The sequence below is a fragment of the Nocardia sp. NPDC127526 genome (assembly GCF_042672265.1).
Classification (GTDB): domain Bacteria; phylum Actinomycetota; class Actinomycetes; order Mycobacteriales; family Mycobacteriaceae; genus Nocardia.
On the sequence record NZ_JBHXVO010000001.1, the window covers coordinates 1 to 13,584 of the forward strand.

Annotated in this window: 14 protein-coding genes, 1 pseudogene and 1 riboswitch; of the genes and pseudogenes, 9 read left to right on the forward strand and 6 right to left on the reverse strand. The window is 66.0% G+C overall.

The features are described 5' to 3' along the window. Positions 1 to 272 precede the first annotated feature (272 nt). Entirely contained in the window at positions 273 to 1,007 is a 735-nt protein-coding gene (locus ACFVIV_RS00005) for a hypothetical protein (RefSeq protein ID WP_379192190.1), read from the forward strand. Between the two features lie 157 nt (positions 1,008 to 1,164). After that, complete coding sequence (gene tcmP / locus ACFVIV_RS00010; RefSeq protein ID WP_379192192.1) at positions 1,165 to 2,211, forward strand: three-Cys-motif partner protein TcmP; 1,047 nt, start codon at positions 1,165 to 1,167, stop codon at positions 2,209 to 2,211. On the opposite strand, the gene ACFVIV_RS00015 is transcribed toward tcmP, so the two are convergent. Beyond that, positions 2,208 to 2,924 carry a DUF5131 family protein gene (locus ACFVIV_RS00015; protein ID WP_379193083.1) on the reverse strand — a complete coding sequence of 239 codons (717 nt, stop codon included), beginning with the start codon at positions 2,922 to 2,924 and terminating at the stop codon, positions 2,208 to 2,210. The genes tcmP and ACFVIV_RS00015 overlap by 4 nt on opposite strands. A 981-nt stretch (positions 2,925 to 3,905) precedes the next feature. After that, a pseudogene (locus ACFVIV_RS00020) lies at positions 3,906 to 4,001 on the reverse strand (DUF5131 family protein); the annotation flags it as partial. Positions 4,002 to 4,409: 408 nt separating this feature from the next. Between ACFVIV_RS00020 and ACFVIV_RS00025 the strand changes: the two are divergent. Continuing rightward, the gene (locus ACFVIV_RS00025) at positions 4,410 to 4,994 is read left to right on the forward strand and encodes an ArsR/SmtB family transcription factor (protein ID WP_379192194.1); all 585 of its coding nucleotides are present in this window, start codon (positions 4,410 to 4,412) and stop codon (positions 4,992 to 4,994) included. A gap of 21 nt (positions 4,995 to 5,015) precedes the next feature. After that, positions 5,016 to 6,377, forward strand: a complete 1,362-nt coding sequence (locus ACFVIV_RS00030) for an alpha/beta hydrolase family protein (protein ID WP_379192196.1) — start codon at positions 5,016 to 5,018, stop codon at positions 6,375 to 6,377. Here ACFVIV_RS00030 and ACFVIV_RS00035 read toward each other — a convergent pair. Then, positions 6,363 to 7,484 carry an alkene reductase gene (locus ACFVIV_RS00035; RefSeq protein WP_379192198.1) on the reverse strand — a complete coding sequence of 374 codons (1,122 nt, stop codon included), beginning with the start codon at positions 7,482 to 7,484 and terminating at the stop codon, positions 6,363 to 6,365. The two genes, ACFVIV_RS00030 and ACFVIV_RS00035, sit on opposite strands and share 15 nt — an antisense overlap. A gap of 65 nt (positions 7,485 to 7,549) precedes the next feature. On the opposite strand from ACFVIV_RS00035, the gene ACFVIV_RS00040 reads away from it, so the two are divergent. After that, positions 7,550 to 7,906: a MerR family transcriptional regulator gene (locus tag ACFVIV_RS00040; RefSeq protein ID WP_379192200.1), complete on the forward strand. Its 357-nt coding sequence runs from the start codon at positions 7,550 to 7,552 to the stop codon at positions 7,904 to 7,906. On the opposite strand, the gene ACFVIV_RS00045 is transcribed toward ACFVIV_RS00040, so the two are convergent. Both ACFVIV_RS00045 and ACFVIV_RS00050 read right to left on the reverse strand, forming a co-directional pair. Then, complete coding sequence (locus ACFVIV_RS00045) at positions 7,903 to 8,970, reverse strand: diacylglycerol kinase (protein WP_379192202.1); 1,068 nt, start codon at positions 8,968 to 8,970, stop codon at positions 7,903 to 7,905. The genes ACFVIV_RS00040 and ACFVIV_RS00045 overlap by 4 nt on opposite strands. Positions 8,971 to 8,995: 25 nt before the next feature. Continuing rightward, positions 8,996 to 9,784 (reverse strand): SDR family oxidoreductase, encoded by a 789-nt coding sequence (locus ACFVIV_RS00050; protein ID WP_379192204.1) that lies wholly within the window; start codon positions 9,782 to 9,784, stop codon positions 8,996 to 8,998. 107 nt (positions 9,785 to 9,891) lie between these two features. Between ACFVIV_RS00050 and ACFVIV_RS00055 the strand changes: the two genes are divergently transcribed. From ACFVIV_RS00055 to ACFVIV_RS00065, 3 genes are read left to right on the forward strand one after another with little or no spacing between them, the layout of a single operon-like run. Beyond that, the gene (locus ACFVIV_RS00055; RefSeq protein ID WP_379192206.1) at positions 9,892 to 10,533 is read left to right on the forward strand and encodes a TetR family transcriptional regulator; all 642 of its coding nucleotides are present in this window, start codon (positions 9,892 to 9,894) and stop codon (positions 10,531 to 10,533) included. Further along, positions 10,533 to 10,988: a DUF2752 domain-containing protein gene (locus tag ACFVIV_RS00060; RefSeq protein WP_379192207.1), complete on the forward strand. Its 456-nt coding sequence runs from the start codon at positions 10,533 to 10,535 to the stop codon at positions 10,986 to 10,988. Before ACFVIV_RS00055 ends, ACFVIV_RS00060 begins: the two co-directional genes overlap by 1 nt. 15 nt (positions 10,989 to 11,003) lie before the next feature. Continuing rightward, positions 11,004 to 11,192 (forward strand): hypothetical protein, encoded by a 189-nt coding sequence (locus ACFVIV_RS00065; RefSeq protein ID WP_379192209.1) that lies wholly within the window; start codon positions 11,004 to 11,006, stop codon positions 11,190 to 11,192. A gap of 39 nt (positions 11,193 to 11,231) precedes the next feature. Here the strand turns inward: ACFVIV_RS00065 and ACFVIV_RS00070 are convergent, their stop codons facing one another. Then, the gene (locus ACFVIV_RS00070) at positions 11,232 to 12,545 is read right to left on the reverse strand and encodes an aminotransferase class V-fold PLP-dependent enzyme (RefSeq protein WP_379192211.1); all 1,314 of its coding nucleotides are present in this window, start codon (positions 12,543 to 12,545) and stop codon (positions 11,232 to 11,234) included. Positions 12,546 to 12,589: 44 nt separating this feature from the next. Beyond that, a riboswitch (SAM riboswitch) is annotated at positions 12,590 to 12,705 on the reverse strand. A gap of 186 nt (positions 12,706 to 12,891) precedes the next feature. On the opposite strand from ACFVIV_RS00070, the gene ACFVIV_RS00075 reads away from it, so the two are divergent. Continuing rightward, the gene (locus ACFVIV_RS00075; protein ID WP_379192213.1) at positions 12,892 to 13,563 is read left to right on the forward strand and encodes a heme oxygenase (biliverdin-producing); all 672 of its coding nucleotides are present in this window, start codon (positions 12,892 to 12,894) and stop codon (positions 13,561 to 13,563) included. Positions 13,564 to 13,584 lie beyond the last annotated feature (21 nt).

Consider the following 13,584-nt stretch of genomic DNA (forward strand, 5'->3'; position numbering starts at 1 on the left):
ACCCCAACTCTCTGCAGCGAAGCGGTAGAGAGTTGGGGTCGTGCAAGCGGGAGCCATTGCGCCGAAGGCGCAGGTCAGCGGACGCGCTGATCCGATTCTGATCCGATTCTGATGCACACGGGAATCGGATCAGAACCGCGACACGATCGCATCAGATCCGCGACGAGACCGCCTCGGGATTCCGCATGCTTGGCCGAACCGGCACGAGAGATTGCTCCCGCGCGGCATCCTGGTTCCAGGAGCCGTGTCCAAATGGCAGTGGGGAGAAGTCAATGCCGTGGGGAAGACACAAGAATGAACCGCCGTTCCCGTTTCTGGTTGACGACATCACCCGAGAAGCGTTCGGCTCGGCGGGTCTTCGAGGCCTGGCCACCAACCTGTGGCCTCACGAATGTCAAACGTGCGGAAGGGAATTTGTGGGCGCGCGCCCAGCGGTGCATGTAGAGGTGCGTGAGTCCGGCGGAACCGCGACATTGCATCACGCTGACTGCCACCCCGCCGGCTGGGACGAACTGGCGACGACGTCCGGAAGGGAATCCTCCTCGACGGCCACGCTCAGTACGATCTCGTGCGCTCTTCTGCTGCCAACAGTCGGTGAGCAAACTGGAGTGGAGAGCTGGCGCCCATTTCTGCTGGTCAATCCCGGCTTGGAACAAGTTGCCGTGGTCAAGGATGACGGACACTGGCGGGTCGCAACCGTCGACTATTACGCGCAGTTTGGGCTCAACACCGGTGGTGAGGTCCTGCGGCTGGGCGACGGCATCCCGAACGCAATCGCGAGCCTCGACGACCGCGGGACGATCACCGTGATGCTTGGTGATCTCCGCGCTGGGTTCGCCGCCGAATGCGAGCCGGAGGTGGTAGACCGTATCCGCGAACTCGGAGGCATCGTACTTGTGCTGGGTTCGGTGCTGCGGCCCGACCACGACACCCTCGATCTCGTGCACGAATTCGCTGACGCTATCCAGGCCCGGCAGGTTGCCGGCGGCTGGGTACCTCTCGGCTAGCAGTTGCGGAGGCTTCAACGGGACAAATGGGGCACGCATCGTCACGGTCGTGGCACCAGGAGTCATCCTGTTGGGCAACAGAAATGGGCCGAGTTCAGTACTCTCCATGGGGCGGGCCAGGGTGGTGTAGGCCTGCAGGGGCGGCGGGAGGCCCACGGTGGCGCGTGAATGGTCCTACTGGACGAGCAACAAGCTCAATATCCTCGGTGACTACGTGCCTGCATTCAACACGGCGTCAAAGCGCAGTTCAGAGCGGCTGTATCTCGATCTGATGGCGGGGCGACCCGAGAATGTGGAGCGGCTGAGCGGTTCGGTGATCGATGGCTCACCGCGGCGGGTACTGTCTGCGAACCCGGGATTCACTCGGCACGTATTCTTCGAGCTTCCAGCCAATGCGGACAAGCTGGAAGTTGTGCTGCGCAAAGAGTTTCCGCAGGCGGACTTCCGGGTGGTGCGAGGTGATTGCAATAGAACCATCGGTGCTGTTCTCGCCGATCTGCGGCCCTTGAACTGGGCGCCAACGTTCGTCTTCATCGACCAGCAGGCCGCAGAGGTGGAGTGGGAGACGCTGGTAAGGCTGTCCAAGTTCAAAGATCCTAGATCGAAGACGAAACCGGAGTTGTGGCTTCTGGTTTCGCCGGCGTCTCTGGCTCGCGGTGTCGGCGGTCAGGAATCGAAGACCCGGGCGTTCCGAGAGAAGATCAGCCGCTTCTACGGCACCTGGAACTGGCTGAACATTCAGGATGCTCGAGATGCCCGGATCATTACCGTGCCCGAGTATCAGGACGAGATGGTCAATCTCATCCGGTTCCGGTTGACTGAACATCTCGGTTACCTGCACACCGAGCGGATTCCCATGCGGATGACCAACGGCCACGCGATCTACGACATGGTATTCGCCTCCGATCACGACGTCGGTGCCAAGATCATGCGAGACCTGTATCGCCAAGCAGCCGAGCGCGAGCCCAGAATGATCGATGAGGCGCGGCGGCTGGCCATCACGAAGCGGGAAGAAGAGTTGGGGAAGTTGTCCCTGATCGCCCTGTCCGAACTGCCTGCCACTGAACCCCTGCCTGTTATGGATCCTGAGGGAAAGAGAGAAGTGCTCTGGAGGTCAACGCCCCACTGGAGGCCTTCGAGCCGAAAGTGGTGGAACGATCGCCACCGGCCACCGACCGACCATGATTCCGGGAGCGGCGATTAGGTGGCCACGGCGGGCATCTCGCCCCATACCCTGCCATCGAGCTCACGACCCATCGCCTTCGGTGTCCGCCCACCCCATTGCTTGAAGAAAAACGGAACTCCGGCGACCTCACAGATGTCGCGGATGTCACGCACCCACGCCGGATCCATCGGTCGGTGGCGGGCACCGGATTCGCCGCCCGCGATCACCCACCCGATGTCGTCGAGTTTCAAGCCGTCGAGTGGCCCCAGTAGCGGCTCGCAGGATAGGAATCGGACAGCCGCCGGCACGTTCCGCAAGTGGTCGACGCGGATCAGGTGTTCGGCGGCTTCGACCGAGACTCCCATCCAGAGGTTGCTGGGCCAGTCCAGTTGGTCCGCAACGCGTTTCAGGCGCAGCGATCGTTTGGTGAGCACCTGATATGTGTGCTGAGGTGTTTCCCTCATCACGTCGAAGACGTCTCGAATGAAACCGATCGGCACCTTCGCGTGGAACAGGTCCGACATGCTGTTGACGAACACCACGCGCGGCTGTCGCCAGCGCCGTGGAATATCAAGTGCTGACGGATGAATCGTCACCCCGAACCCTGGGCCGGAGGTGCGTGGATCCCCGTCGTTCTGGTACTTCTCCGCACCCATCGCCTTGAGGCGCTTCGCGAGGGTCATCGCGTAGCAGTTATGGGTCGCCAACCCCGCTGCAATGAACGTGCCCGAGCTTGTCGTGATGTCGACCAATTCCCGGACCGGGCCGCGAGTCAGCCCGACAATTGCTTCCGGTTCGACACTGAACCTCCGACCCTCGAACCGGCTGCACTTTCGCTCGAGCGCTGGGCGGATCAAGCTGAGGAACTGCGCCTTTACGCTCAGGCTGGGAGCTTTCAGGCGAACGGTTGTCGCGCGATCGCCGAGGTAACTCTCACGTGTCGCCGTGAACCCAAGTGATGCGCAGTACTTGATCGTTCGGTCAAGGTAATCGTTTGCCTTGACCTGGCTCCACCGTATGGACGACCCGTCGCTGCTGCCATCGGTGTCGAGGAATCCGGAAAGCCATCCGGCCATCCACGCAACCGTATCCCGTTCGACCAGCATCGCCGATATCGCATTCAAACCACGCGCATTTCGTATCTCGACCTTTGCCATCGGTGCTGGCGGCTGTCCGTTGCGCTTGCTGAAGCGACCACGCGGGTCACCGTACTGTTCGAATCGACGTATCGCTGCATCGACGCCGGCGGTGGCGAGTGCGGTCACAAGTCTGTCCAGGATCGCGGAGTCGGCTTCGAGTACCGCCACGCGCCAATATGGTTGGCGACGTTGCCTATCGGTGGTTTTGCCTCCGTCCCAGCGCATCGTTCCGTCGCCTGCTGTGGCTCCGGCCAGGTACCCGTGAAGGAAGTCTTCGGTGCCCGGATCGGTCTGCGCGACTGGGCCGAATCCGCACAGTCGGGTCTTGAAGCTCAGAGCATCGCTGCGCCGCCAGTAGGGACGTGCTTGCGCAAGCCACAGGTGATTGTCGCTGGCTGTCACCGACTTCCCGGCCGCTGTGGTGATCGTTACAGTTGGTGCCTCCGTTCGCCACGTCGCCAGCACCTCGCCGACCTCGATGACGCGGTTCCGGCCGTGGCCCGGATTCTCCGTGAAGCTGAGTACATTGTCGCCAACGACCAAGTCCCCTATGGGCTTTAGGGAATGGTCGGCCATGAGTACAAGGGTTTCGGGTGCTAGACAGTGATCGCAGCCGGGTGATACGCGGTCGCACCCTGTCACCGGGTTCCATGTTGCTTCGGTCCATTCGATACTCGATTTGTCCGCCATGACACCTCCCCTCTTGAATTGGTCTCGACAGTACTTTCGTAGCGACGCGATGCAGTGGTCGATGGTGCAGACCGCGTGCTGCAGCGGCCGACGTCCTTGAGCCCCAACGAAGTCCCAACAAAGTGGCCATCCGTCCGCGTTGTCCGAATGTGTGTTCGATTGTCGAGAGTAGTCCGCTGCGAGTCATTTCCGCAGATGGTTGAGGCTTTGTCGTTGTGATCGGCCGCCTGTGATCGTGTCAGGTAGCCGTGGTCGGCCGGAATGAAAAGGTCGGGGGTTCGATTCCCCCAGGCGGCTCCGAGATCAGACCCCCGATGTGGATTCCACATCGGGGGTTTCTGCGGTTCAGCGGCCAGTTGTGCAAAGAAATCTTTGCAGAGATCTCTTTGCAAAGAGTACTTTGTACGTATGGCTGATGAGGTACCTGCGCCCAGGGAGATCACCGATCCGGCGGCGTTGCGGGCGTTGGCGCATCCGTTGCGGCAGCGGATTCTGCGGGAGCTGGCGGAGAAGGGGCCTGCTACGGCTACGGCGTTGGGGGCGGTGTTGGGGGAGAGCAGTGGGGCTACGAGTTATCACCTGCGGCAGCTTGCGGAGTTCGGGTTCATCGAGGAGGCGGTGGAGCTGGCGAAGGGGAAGGAGCGGTGGTGGCGGTCCAAGCCGCAGGATTTGCGGTATCGGGTGGATCGGAATCCGTCGCCGGAGTTGCGGGAGGTGATGGAGGGGCTGCTCGCGGTGCATATCGCTGATGATGTGGAGAGCTTTCAGCGGTATCGGAGTGAGCGGGGGCAGTTGGGGGAGTGGGCGGATATGTTGCCGTTTTCGCGGGGGGCCATCTATGCGACGCGGGAGGAGCTGGAGGGGTTCTTCGAGGAGTATCTCCTGCTGCTCAAGCGCTTTCAGGCCACGCATGCCGAGGGGCGGCCCGGGGCGCGCCGGGTGTTGACGCGGTTCATCGCGTTTCCGGCTCCGGGGATGGACTACAGCGAGTAAGGATTCACCATGTTGCCGATCGTGCGACGAATTGTCTTGTTGGTCATCATGATTGCCGCCGTCGTAGCGGGGGCGCCGGTGGCGGGCGCGACCGAGGTCGTCGAGGTCGATATCACCTTCACCCGATCCGACGGGACTACGACGGGTGGAACGGTGCACGCGCCGGCGGGGGCCATGGGGCTGCCTGGAGTGGTGCTCGTGCACGGGTCGGGGAACGGGCGCAACGAGCAATACGCCCAGGTGGGCGAGGCGCTCGCGCGGGCGGGCATTGTCGCGCTGCGCTATGACAAGCGCACCGAGGATTACACGCCCGCGCATCGGGACTATTCGCTGCTCGCCGACGATGCGGTGGCCGGACTTGCCGCGCTGCGGAATCGGCCCGAGGTGGATCCGCGGCGGGTCGGCATTTGGGGGCTGTCCGAAGGTGGATGGGTTGCGCCGCTGGCGGTTTCGCGAGCGAGTGCGGCCGCCTTCCTGATTACGATCGGGGCGAACTCGCTGCCTCCCGCCGCGCAGCAGAACTGGGCGAACGAGACCAGGCTCATGGCGGGAGGGGTGCGTGGGTCGATGGTTGATCGGCTGGCGCCCAATGCGATCCGGCAACTGGTGGGCGCGGGACAGTTCGCGCAGGCGGATTACGACGGGGTGCCGGTGCTGCAGCGGATCCCGCAGCCGGTGCTCGCTATCTGGGGTGAACTGGATCGGCTCACTCCGCCGGGGGACAGCTTGCGGGGTTTCCGGGCGGCGTTCGACGCGGTGGGCAAGACGAACTACACGCTGCGCACGTTGCCGAATGCCCAGCACGGCGGGTTCTCCACGACGGACGGATTCGACAAGCTGCCGGAGCTGGCTCCCGGCTATGTCGAGCTCATGGCCGATTGGGTGCACGGGCTGCCCGGTAGCGCCGCAGGCGAGGTGGATCCTGCTGCAGTGCAGGGACATTCGGCACAGACGCTGAAGCCGCCGGCCTGGTGGGAGTCCACGGCGGTCCAATTGGCGCTGCTGTTCGGCATTGTGGTCGCCCTCAGTGGTTACGCGCTGACCGGCCTGGTTCGGGCCTGGCGGTTGCCGAACGTCCTGCCCGCCCGAATCCTGGTGTCCGCGGCCGCGATCGCCACCCTCGGCGCTATCGTCCAGCTCGGCTTCCTGATGCTGTCGCGCACGACCTCGTTCGGCCCGCTCGTGGTCGGCCGCACGCTGCCGTGGCTGGTCTTGCAGCTGATCGCGGTGTGCGCGGTGGTCGCCCTCGGCTTCGTCGTGGTGCGGGGCCGTGACACCCTTTCCGGTGCGGGCGCGGGCGCTCGCACCAGATGGACGCTCTTGGTCTGCGGGGGAACGGCATTCACCCTGTGGGCGCTCTACTGGGGCCTACTGGTGCCCTGAGGAAACGAGGCTGTCGGCGAGAACCGGGTAGTCGGTGTAGCCGGTGGCGTCGCCGCCATAGAAGTAGGCGTCGCGGAACGGGTTGATGGGTGCGTCCGCGCGCAGGCGTTCGACCAGGTCCGGGTTGGCCAGGAACGGGCGGCCGAGGGAGATGAGGTCGGCGCCCGCGGCCAGCAGGCGTTCGGCCTGCTGCTTGCCGCCGTCGGCGGGCAGCGGCTCGCCCCAGCCCAGGTAGGGGTTGGCGATGAGGGTGCCCCGCCAGTTGCGCCGGATGTCCTGGAAGACCGGGGAATCCGGATCGGCGAAGACCACGTGCAGGTACGCGAGGTCCTTGCCGGACAGGGCGTCGATCAGCGCCGGGTACAGCTGCGCGGTGTCGCTCTCGGCGATGGCATTGGCGGTGACGCCGGGGGCGATGCGCACCCCGACCCGCTCGGGTCCGATGGCCGCGGCGACGGCCTCGACCACCTCGACGGTGAAGCGGATCCGATTGCGGATCGAACCGCCGTAGGAGTCGGTGCGCCGATTGGTGTTGTCGGACAGGAACTGGTGCAGCAGGAAGCCATTGGCGCTGTGCACTTCCACGCCGTCGAATCCGGCCGCGATGGCCTTGCGGGCCGCGGCGGCGAAATCCGCGATGGTGGTGTGGATGTCGTCGAGGGTCATTGCCAGGGGGACGGGAGCGGGCCGGGACCCGGCGGCGGTGTGGATGGTGTCGGGCAGCGCGATCGGCGAGGGCGCGATCGGGGTCAGCCCGCTGTTGTCCGGATGTCCGATGCGGCCGCCGTGCTGGATCTGCAGGAACATGCGGCCGCCGTCGGCGTGCACCGCATCGGTGACCCGCCGCCAGCCGGCAATGTGAGCCTCGGTGTGAATGGCGGGGATGCCGGCGAAGGTCTTGCCGACCCGGTTCGGGGTCGCGGCCTCGGCGATGATCAGCCCGGCGCTCGCGCGCTGCGCGTAGTAGGCGGCCATGAGTTCGGTGGGGGTGCCGTCGGCGGCGGCGCGATTGCGGGACATGGGCGCCATGACCAGGCGGTTCGGCAGGTCGAGGGCGCCGATTGCGGCGGCGTCGAAGAGGCTGTTGCGCGGTGCGTCGTTCGTCATGCGGGTACGGTAAAACCTGACATTGATGTGAGAATCAAGCCCGGAGACGAAAGGCCAGGTGGCGCATGCGAATCGGGGAGCTGGCGGCGCGCACCGGGGTCAGTGAGCGCTCCCTGCGCTACTACGAGGAGCAGGGGCTGCTGGTGTCCACCCGCACCTCGGGCGGTCATCGCGACTATCCGGAGATGGCGGTGGACCGGGTCATCCACATCCAGGAGTTGTACGCGGCGGGCCTGCCCAGTAAGAAGATCGCGCAGATCCTGCCGTGCATGCGCGATGCCGACGGCCGGGCCAATGAATTCGCCACCCCGGAGCTGGTCGACGAGCTGAAAGGCGAACGGGAGCGCATCGATCGCAAGATCCGCGATCTGCTGCGCTCCCGCGACGTGCTCGACGATGTGATCGGCCGGGCCGCCGTCTAGGGCGACACCACCCCGCGGCCGGTGGTGAGCGGGAGATCGGTGGCGGTGAGCAGACCCGGCCGCGCCTGCACCACCGCGGGGACGGCGCTGACCAGCCGGGCGGCGGTGCCGACCACGCCCGCCTCGGCGTGATCGCCATTGCTGTAGAGCTGCAGGTCGAGCTGATAGTCGGGTTCGCCCTTGATTTCCACTCGGTAGCAACCCTTTCCGGCCGGTTGCGGCCAGTCGGGCGCGAGCGCGGGATGCAGGCGGGTGACGTGTTCGAGGGTCAGCACCTCGCGGCCGTTGCGCAGGCCGTGGATCTGGAAGCGGAGCGCCGCCGCGGTGCCGGGCGCGATGGTGTGCGCGCCGATCACGATCTCCTCGGTCGCCGGAAGCCGTTCGAAATGCTGTGTGACAGCGTCGAGTTCGACATCCAGCGCGGCGGCGAGCTGGCGGATCACACTGCCCCACGCGAGGGTGAGGACCCCGGGTTGCAGCAGCAGCGGCAGGTCGTCGAGCGGCCGCCCGAAGCCCATGATGTCGAACAGGACCTTGGGATTGTCGTAGGTGGAGTAGTCCATGATCTCCGAGCAGACGATGGCGTCGATGCGCTCGGAGCCGCTGGACAGCAGCAGCGGCAGCCAGTCATTGGCCCAGCCCGGATCGATGCCGTTGACCCACAGCGACACTCCGCCCGCGGTGGCGGCGTCGACGATGGGGGTGATGGCGTCGTCGGGCAGGGTGCCGTAGGGGAATTGCAGGAAGACGGGACTGCTGGAGACCACATTGATCCCGGCGCGCAGGAAGGATTTCAGATCCTCCACCGCCTCCAGCAGGCGGTCGTCGGCCATGGCGGTGTGGACGATGCAATCGGGTTTCAGGTCGATGAGCGCCTGGGCATCCGTGGTGGCCAGGACGCCGGTGTCGCGGTCGAGGCCGGCGAGTTCACCGGCGTCCTTACCGGCTTTGGCCGCACTGGAGACCCAGACGCCGACCAGCTCGAGTTCGGGGCGGGCGAGGATGGAACGCAGGGTGCGGCGGCCGACATTGCCGGTGCTCCACTGGACTACGCGGTATTTCATGGCAGAACTCCTGGCGGGCAGACGATCACAGATCGGGGATGGGGAGTTCCAGGTTGGGACTGATGAGTCCGCCGTCCACTTCGAGGACCTTGCCGGTGAGGTAACCGCCGGCGGGGGAGGAGAGGTAGACGATGGCGGCGGCGATCTCCCACGGTTCGCCGAGGCGTCCCAGCGGGGTGGCATCCTCCATCTGCTTCTTCATTTCCGGTTGCTGCGCAACGACATCCAGGGCGGAAGTGAGGGTCGAGCCGACCGCGATGGCATTGACCCGGATGCGCGGGGACAGGTCGGTGGCGGCGAGACGGGTCCAGTGCGCCAGCGCGGCCTTGGCCGTGCCGTAGGCGAGGTAGCCGCGACCGGGCACCCGGCCCAGGGTCGAGGTGATGTTGACGACCGAGCCGCCGCCGGCGGCCAGCAGATGCGGGGTGGCCGCCCTGGTCAGCGCGTGCGCGGTCGTGACATTGAAATGAAAAGCCTGGTCGAGGAATTCGGCGCTGGTGGTCAGGAAGGTATTGGGCATGGTGCCGCCCACATTGTTGACGACGATGTCGAGACGACCGAGATTCCCGGCGGCGGCCTCCGCGAAGTCCTTCAGCGTTCCGGTGTGCGAGAGATCGCCGGGAAAGACGAAGGCGCGACGGCCGAGGGCGCGCACCTTGCCCGCCACCTCGTCGAGCTGGGACTCCGTGCGCGCGGCGATGGCGACATCCGCGCCCGCCTCGGCGAGGGCCAGGGCGGCGGCCGCACCGATGCCGCGGCCCGCGCCGGTAATGACGGCTACCCGGCCGTCCAGGCGGAATTTGTCCAGGATCATCGAGCGGTCCTTCCGGTATGGCGACGGTCACACGTAGCTTTAAGAATTAATTCTTAACTGTCAAGGACTAGTTCTTTAACCGCTGCTGGGCAGGCTAGTCTGCACGCATGGCAGTCACCGAAGCGCGAGAGCGGATCATCGAGGCCGCCGAGCGGCTGATCGCCGAACGCGGGCAGGCCGTACCGCTGCGCGATATCGCGGCGGCCGCCGGACAGCGGAACAATTCGGCCATCCAATACCACTTCGGGTCGCGCGACGGCTTGATCGAAGCCGTGGTCGAGCACCGGCTGGCCACCCTCGAAGTGCGGCGGCTGGAATTGCTTGCGGAACAGACGGGTTCGGCGGCCTCGGTGCACGGGCTGCTGGAAGCCCTGGTGCTGCCCATGTTCGAGCTGAACGAGCGGTACGGCATCAATCACTACGCGCGATTCCTGGAGCAGATCCATACTCACCCGGCGGTGACCGATGCCGCGAACCTGGCCAGCGAGGCGCGCACCTCGGTCCGGGTGATCATGCAGCGGCTCGGCGACGAGCTGACGGCATTGCCGCCGGGTGTGCGCATCCGGCGGTTACGCACCCTGCCCACAGTGCTTTTCGCGCTGCTCGCCGATCACGAACGCGCCGTCGAGGCGGGCCGGGTGGAGTCCGCGGAGATGCGAGCGCGCATGGAGATCATCGATATGCTCGCGGGCGTGCTGCTCGCACCCGTCGGCGATCTGGCAGCGCGCCGCGGGCCCGGCTACCGTTGATGCTCGTGGACACCACGTCAGCGCCCGTGAACGAAAATCCGGCCCGGCCCCGCTGGGTCGGCGTGGGCATGCCATTGCTCGCGGGCGCGGCGGTGGCGGGCGGATTGGCCCTGCTGCATTTCCGGGATCCGCACGCGGAAGGGTCGTACGGGTTCTGCCCGTTCTACGAGCTGACCGGGCTGTGGTGCCCGGGGTGCGGGGGATTGCGGGGACTGCACAATCTCACCGACGGGCGGATTCTCGATGCCGTCCACAGCAATATTCTGATCGTGCCGTTGCTGCTGGGCTTCGCCGTGTGGTGGGGATCGTGGCTGGTGCGCGGGTGGCGCGGGGAGACGATTCCGCGACTACCTCAGGTGCTGCCGAAGAAGGCCCTGTGGATCACGCTGGCTCTGCTCCTTATATATACGGTCGTCCGGAATACGCCGTGGGGGAGCTGGCTCGCGCCTGTTTGATGGCATGCTCGGGTTATGGCTGACACGTTGAAAGAGCGCGTGCGCGCGAAATTGATCCGGCAGCTGGAAGAGGACGGTCCCGCCGATCCGGAACTGGATGATCCGCGTGAGATCTCGGTGCGCGATGACCTGGACCTGCTGAATGCGGTAGCGGACGACGATCCCTTCGTCGAGGAGCTCGCCGCCCGCTATCTCGTGCCATAACCCAACTCTCGGGACTCTCAGGGGCTTCGCCCCGAACCCTCAAAAGCCGCAGGGCGCAGCTCCCGCATCGGTATTCGCGAAAGGGCGGGTTTCCGGGACCGGGTTCCAATGGCCCTCGGTGCGGGCGTAATTCCAGGCCGGGCCGTTCTCCACCAGGGTGGCGACGGCGTCGATGAGCCGGTCCACGTCGGCGGCGGTGGTGCCCAGGCCGATGCTGGCGCGCAGGGCGGCGTCCACGCCGAGGCGGGACAGCAGCGGGTGGGCGCAGAAGCGACCGTCGCGCACGCCGATGCCGTGCTCGGCCGAGAGGTAGGCGGCGACCTGCCCGGGCTCGAAGCCGTCGATGGTGAAGGCGACAATGCCGACGGCGTCGGTGCTGTCCCGGAAGATGCGCAGGAACTTCACGCCCGGAACGGTTTTCAGACCGTAGCGCAGGCGATGGGTGAGGTACTGCTCGTGCTCGAGCACGGTGGCCTCGTCCAGTCCGGCGAGGGTGTCGCAGGCCGCGGCCAGGGCGGCCACGCCGAGCACATTGGGGGAGCCGGCCTCGTGGCGCTGCGGGGCGGGCGCCCAGTCGGCGCCGTCGGCGGTCACCGAGCGCACCGCGCCGCCGCCGGCCAGATACGGCTCGGCGGCATCGAGCCAGTCGCGGCGGCCGACCAGCACGCCCGCGCCGAAGGGGGCGTAGGCCTTGTGGCCGGAGAAGGCCAGGTAGTCGATGCCGGTGGTCTTCAGGTCGATGCGGCGGTGCGGGGCCAGTTGGGCGGCGTCGACCAGGATGCGGGTGCCGCACTGGTGCGCGATCCAGGCCAGGCGCTCCAGCGGGAGCAGTTCACCGGTCACATTCGAGGCGCCCGTAATGGCCAGCAGCGCAGCGGGTTTGCTGCACAGTTCGGCCACGATGCGCTGGATGGTCTCCTCGATGGTGTCGGCAATGGGCACCACGCGGCGGCCGTGGCGGGTCCACGGCAGGAAGTTGGCGTGGTGTTCCACGTCCAGGACCACGGTGTCGCCGGGCACGCAGGAGGCGAGCAGGTTCAGCGAATCGGTGGTGTTGCGGGTGAAGACCACGACCTGATCGTCGGCGGCATTGAGGAAGCGGGCGACCGAACCGCGGGCGGATTCGTAGCAGTCGGTTGAGATGCGCGAGGCGTAGCCGGCGCCGCGGTGCACGCTGGCGTAGGTCGGCAGCAGTTCGGCGATCCGGTCGGTGACCTGCTGCAGGGCGGGTGCGCTGGCGGCGTAGTCGAAGTTGGCGTAGCGAATGGTCCCGCCCTGCACGAGGGGCACCTGGAGGTCACAGCCGGAGACGGTGGCGAGAGCGGCACAGGTCTGGTCGGCGAAAGCAGTCATCACGAAATCCCATCGGGCCAGGGACACGCGATCGAATGATCGAGAGTCCGCGCTTGCCGCGCCCGGTTTTGGGCTGCGGCCTGGTCGTCACCCGGAGCACCCCACCGCGGAGGAGGGTTGCCGACCAGCTAGCCGGGGCTTTGCGCTGGTACTCATGACCTGGTTTGAGAGGTTGGCAGACGGCCGGGAGCCTTGTCAACCCCGTCCGGAAAATCATCCGAAAGTTGGATCGCCGGGACCGCAAAGTTCGAATCGCGAGATCGTTGCTGACGCGTACAGTCGATGGGGAAGTTAGGGTAGCCATACTTCGGCGGTTCCGGAGTTGATCACGAGAGGTTGTTAGACCATGTCTGCGCAGGCCAACACCACCGACACCGGCACGCCGTTCTCGACCCTCATCCGCACCGCGACCGAGCGGCAGCACGAAGAGGCCGAACACTCCACCTTCATGCGCGACATGCTCGGCGGCGCACTCGGAGTCGAGGCCTTCTACCGCTACACCGCGCAGCTGTGGTTCGTCTACGCCGCCCTGGAGAAGCATTCCGCCGAGCTCGCCGGGAATCCGGTCGCGGGGCCGTTCATCCGGCCGGAACTGGCCCGCCTGCAGTCCCTGGAAGCCGATCTGGCCCACCTGGGCGGGGCGAACTGGCGCGATGAGCTGACCGCGCTGCCGTCCACCGCCGCCTACGCCGCCCGCATCGAGGAGTGCGCGCGCAGCTTCCCGGCCGGATACGTGGCCCACCACTACACCCGCTACCTGGGCGATCTTTCCGGCGGCCAGGTCATTCGCGGGACCGCCGAGAAGCTGTGGGACCTGCCCAAGAAGGGCGACGGCGTGCGGTTCTACGTCTTCGACGGCATCTCGAATCCCGCTGCGTTCAAACGCGAATACCGCGAGCAGCTCGATCAGCTGCCGGTCGGCGGTCCCGAGGTCGAGCAGGTGCTCGATGAGGCGCGGCTGGCGTTCACGCTGAACACCGAGGTGTTCCGCGAGCTGGGCGCGGAGTTCGCCGCCTAATTCCCTTGCCCCGGCGGCGGC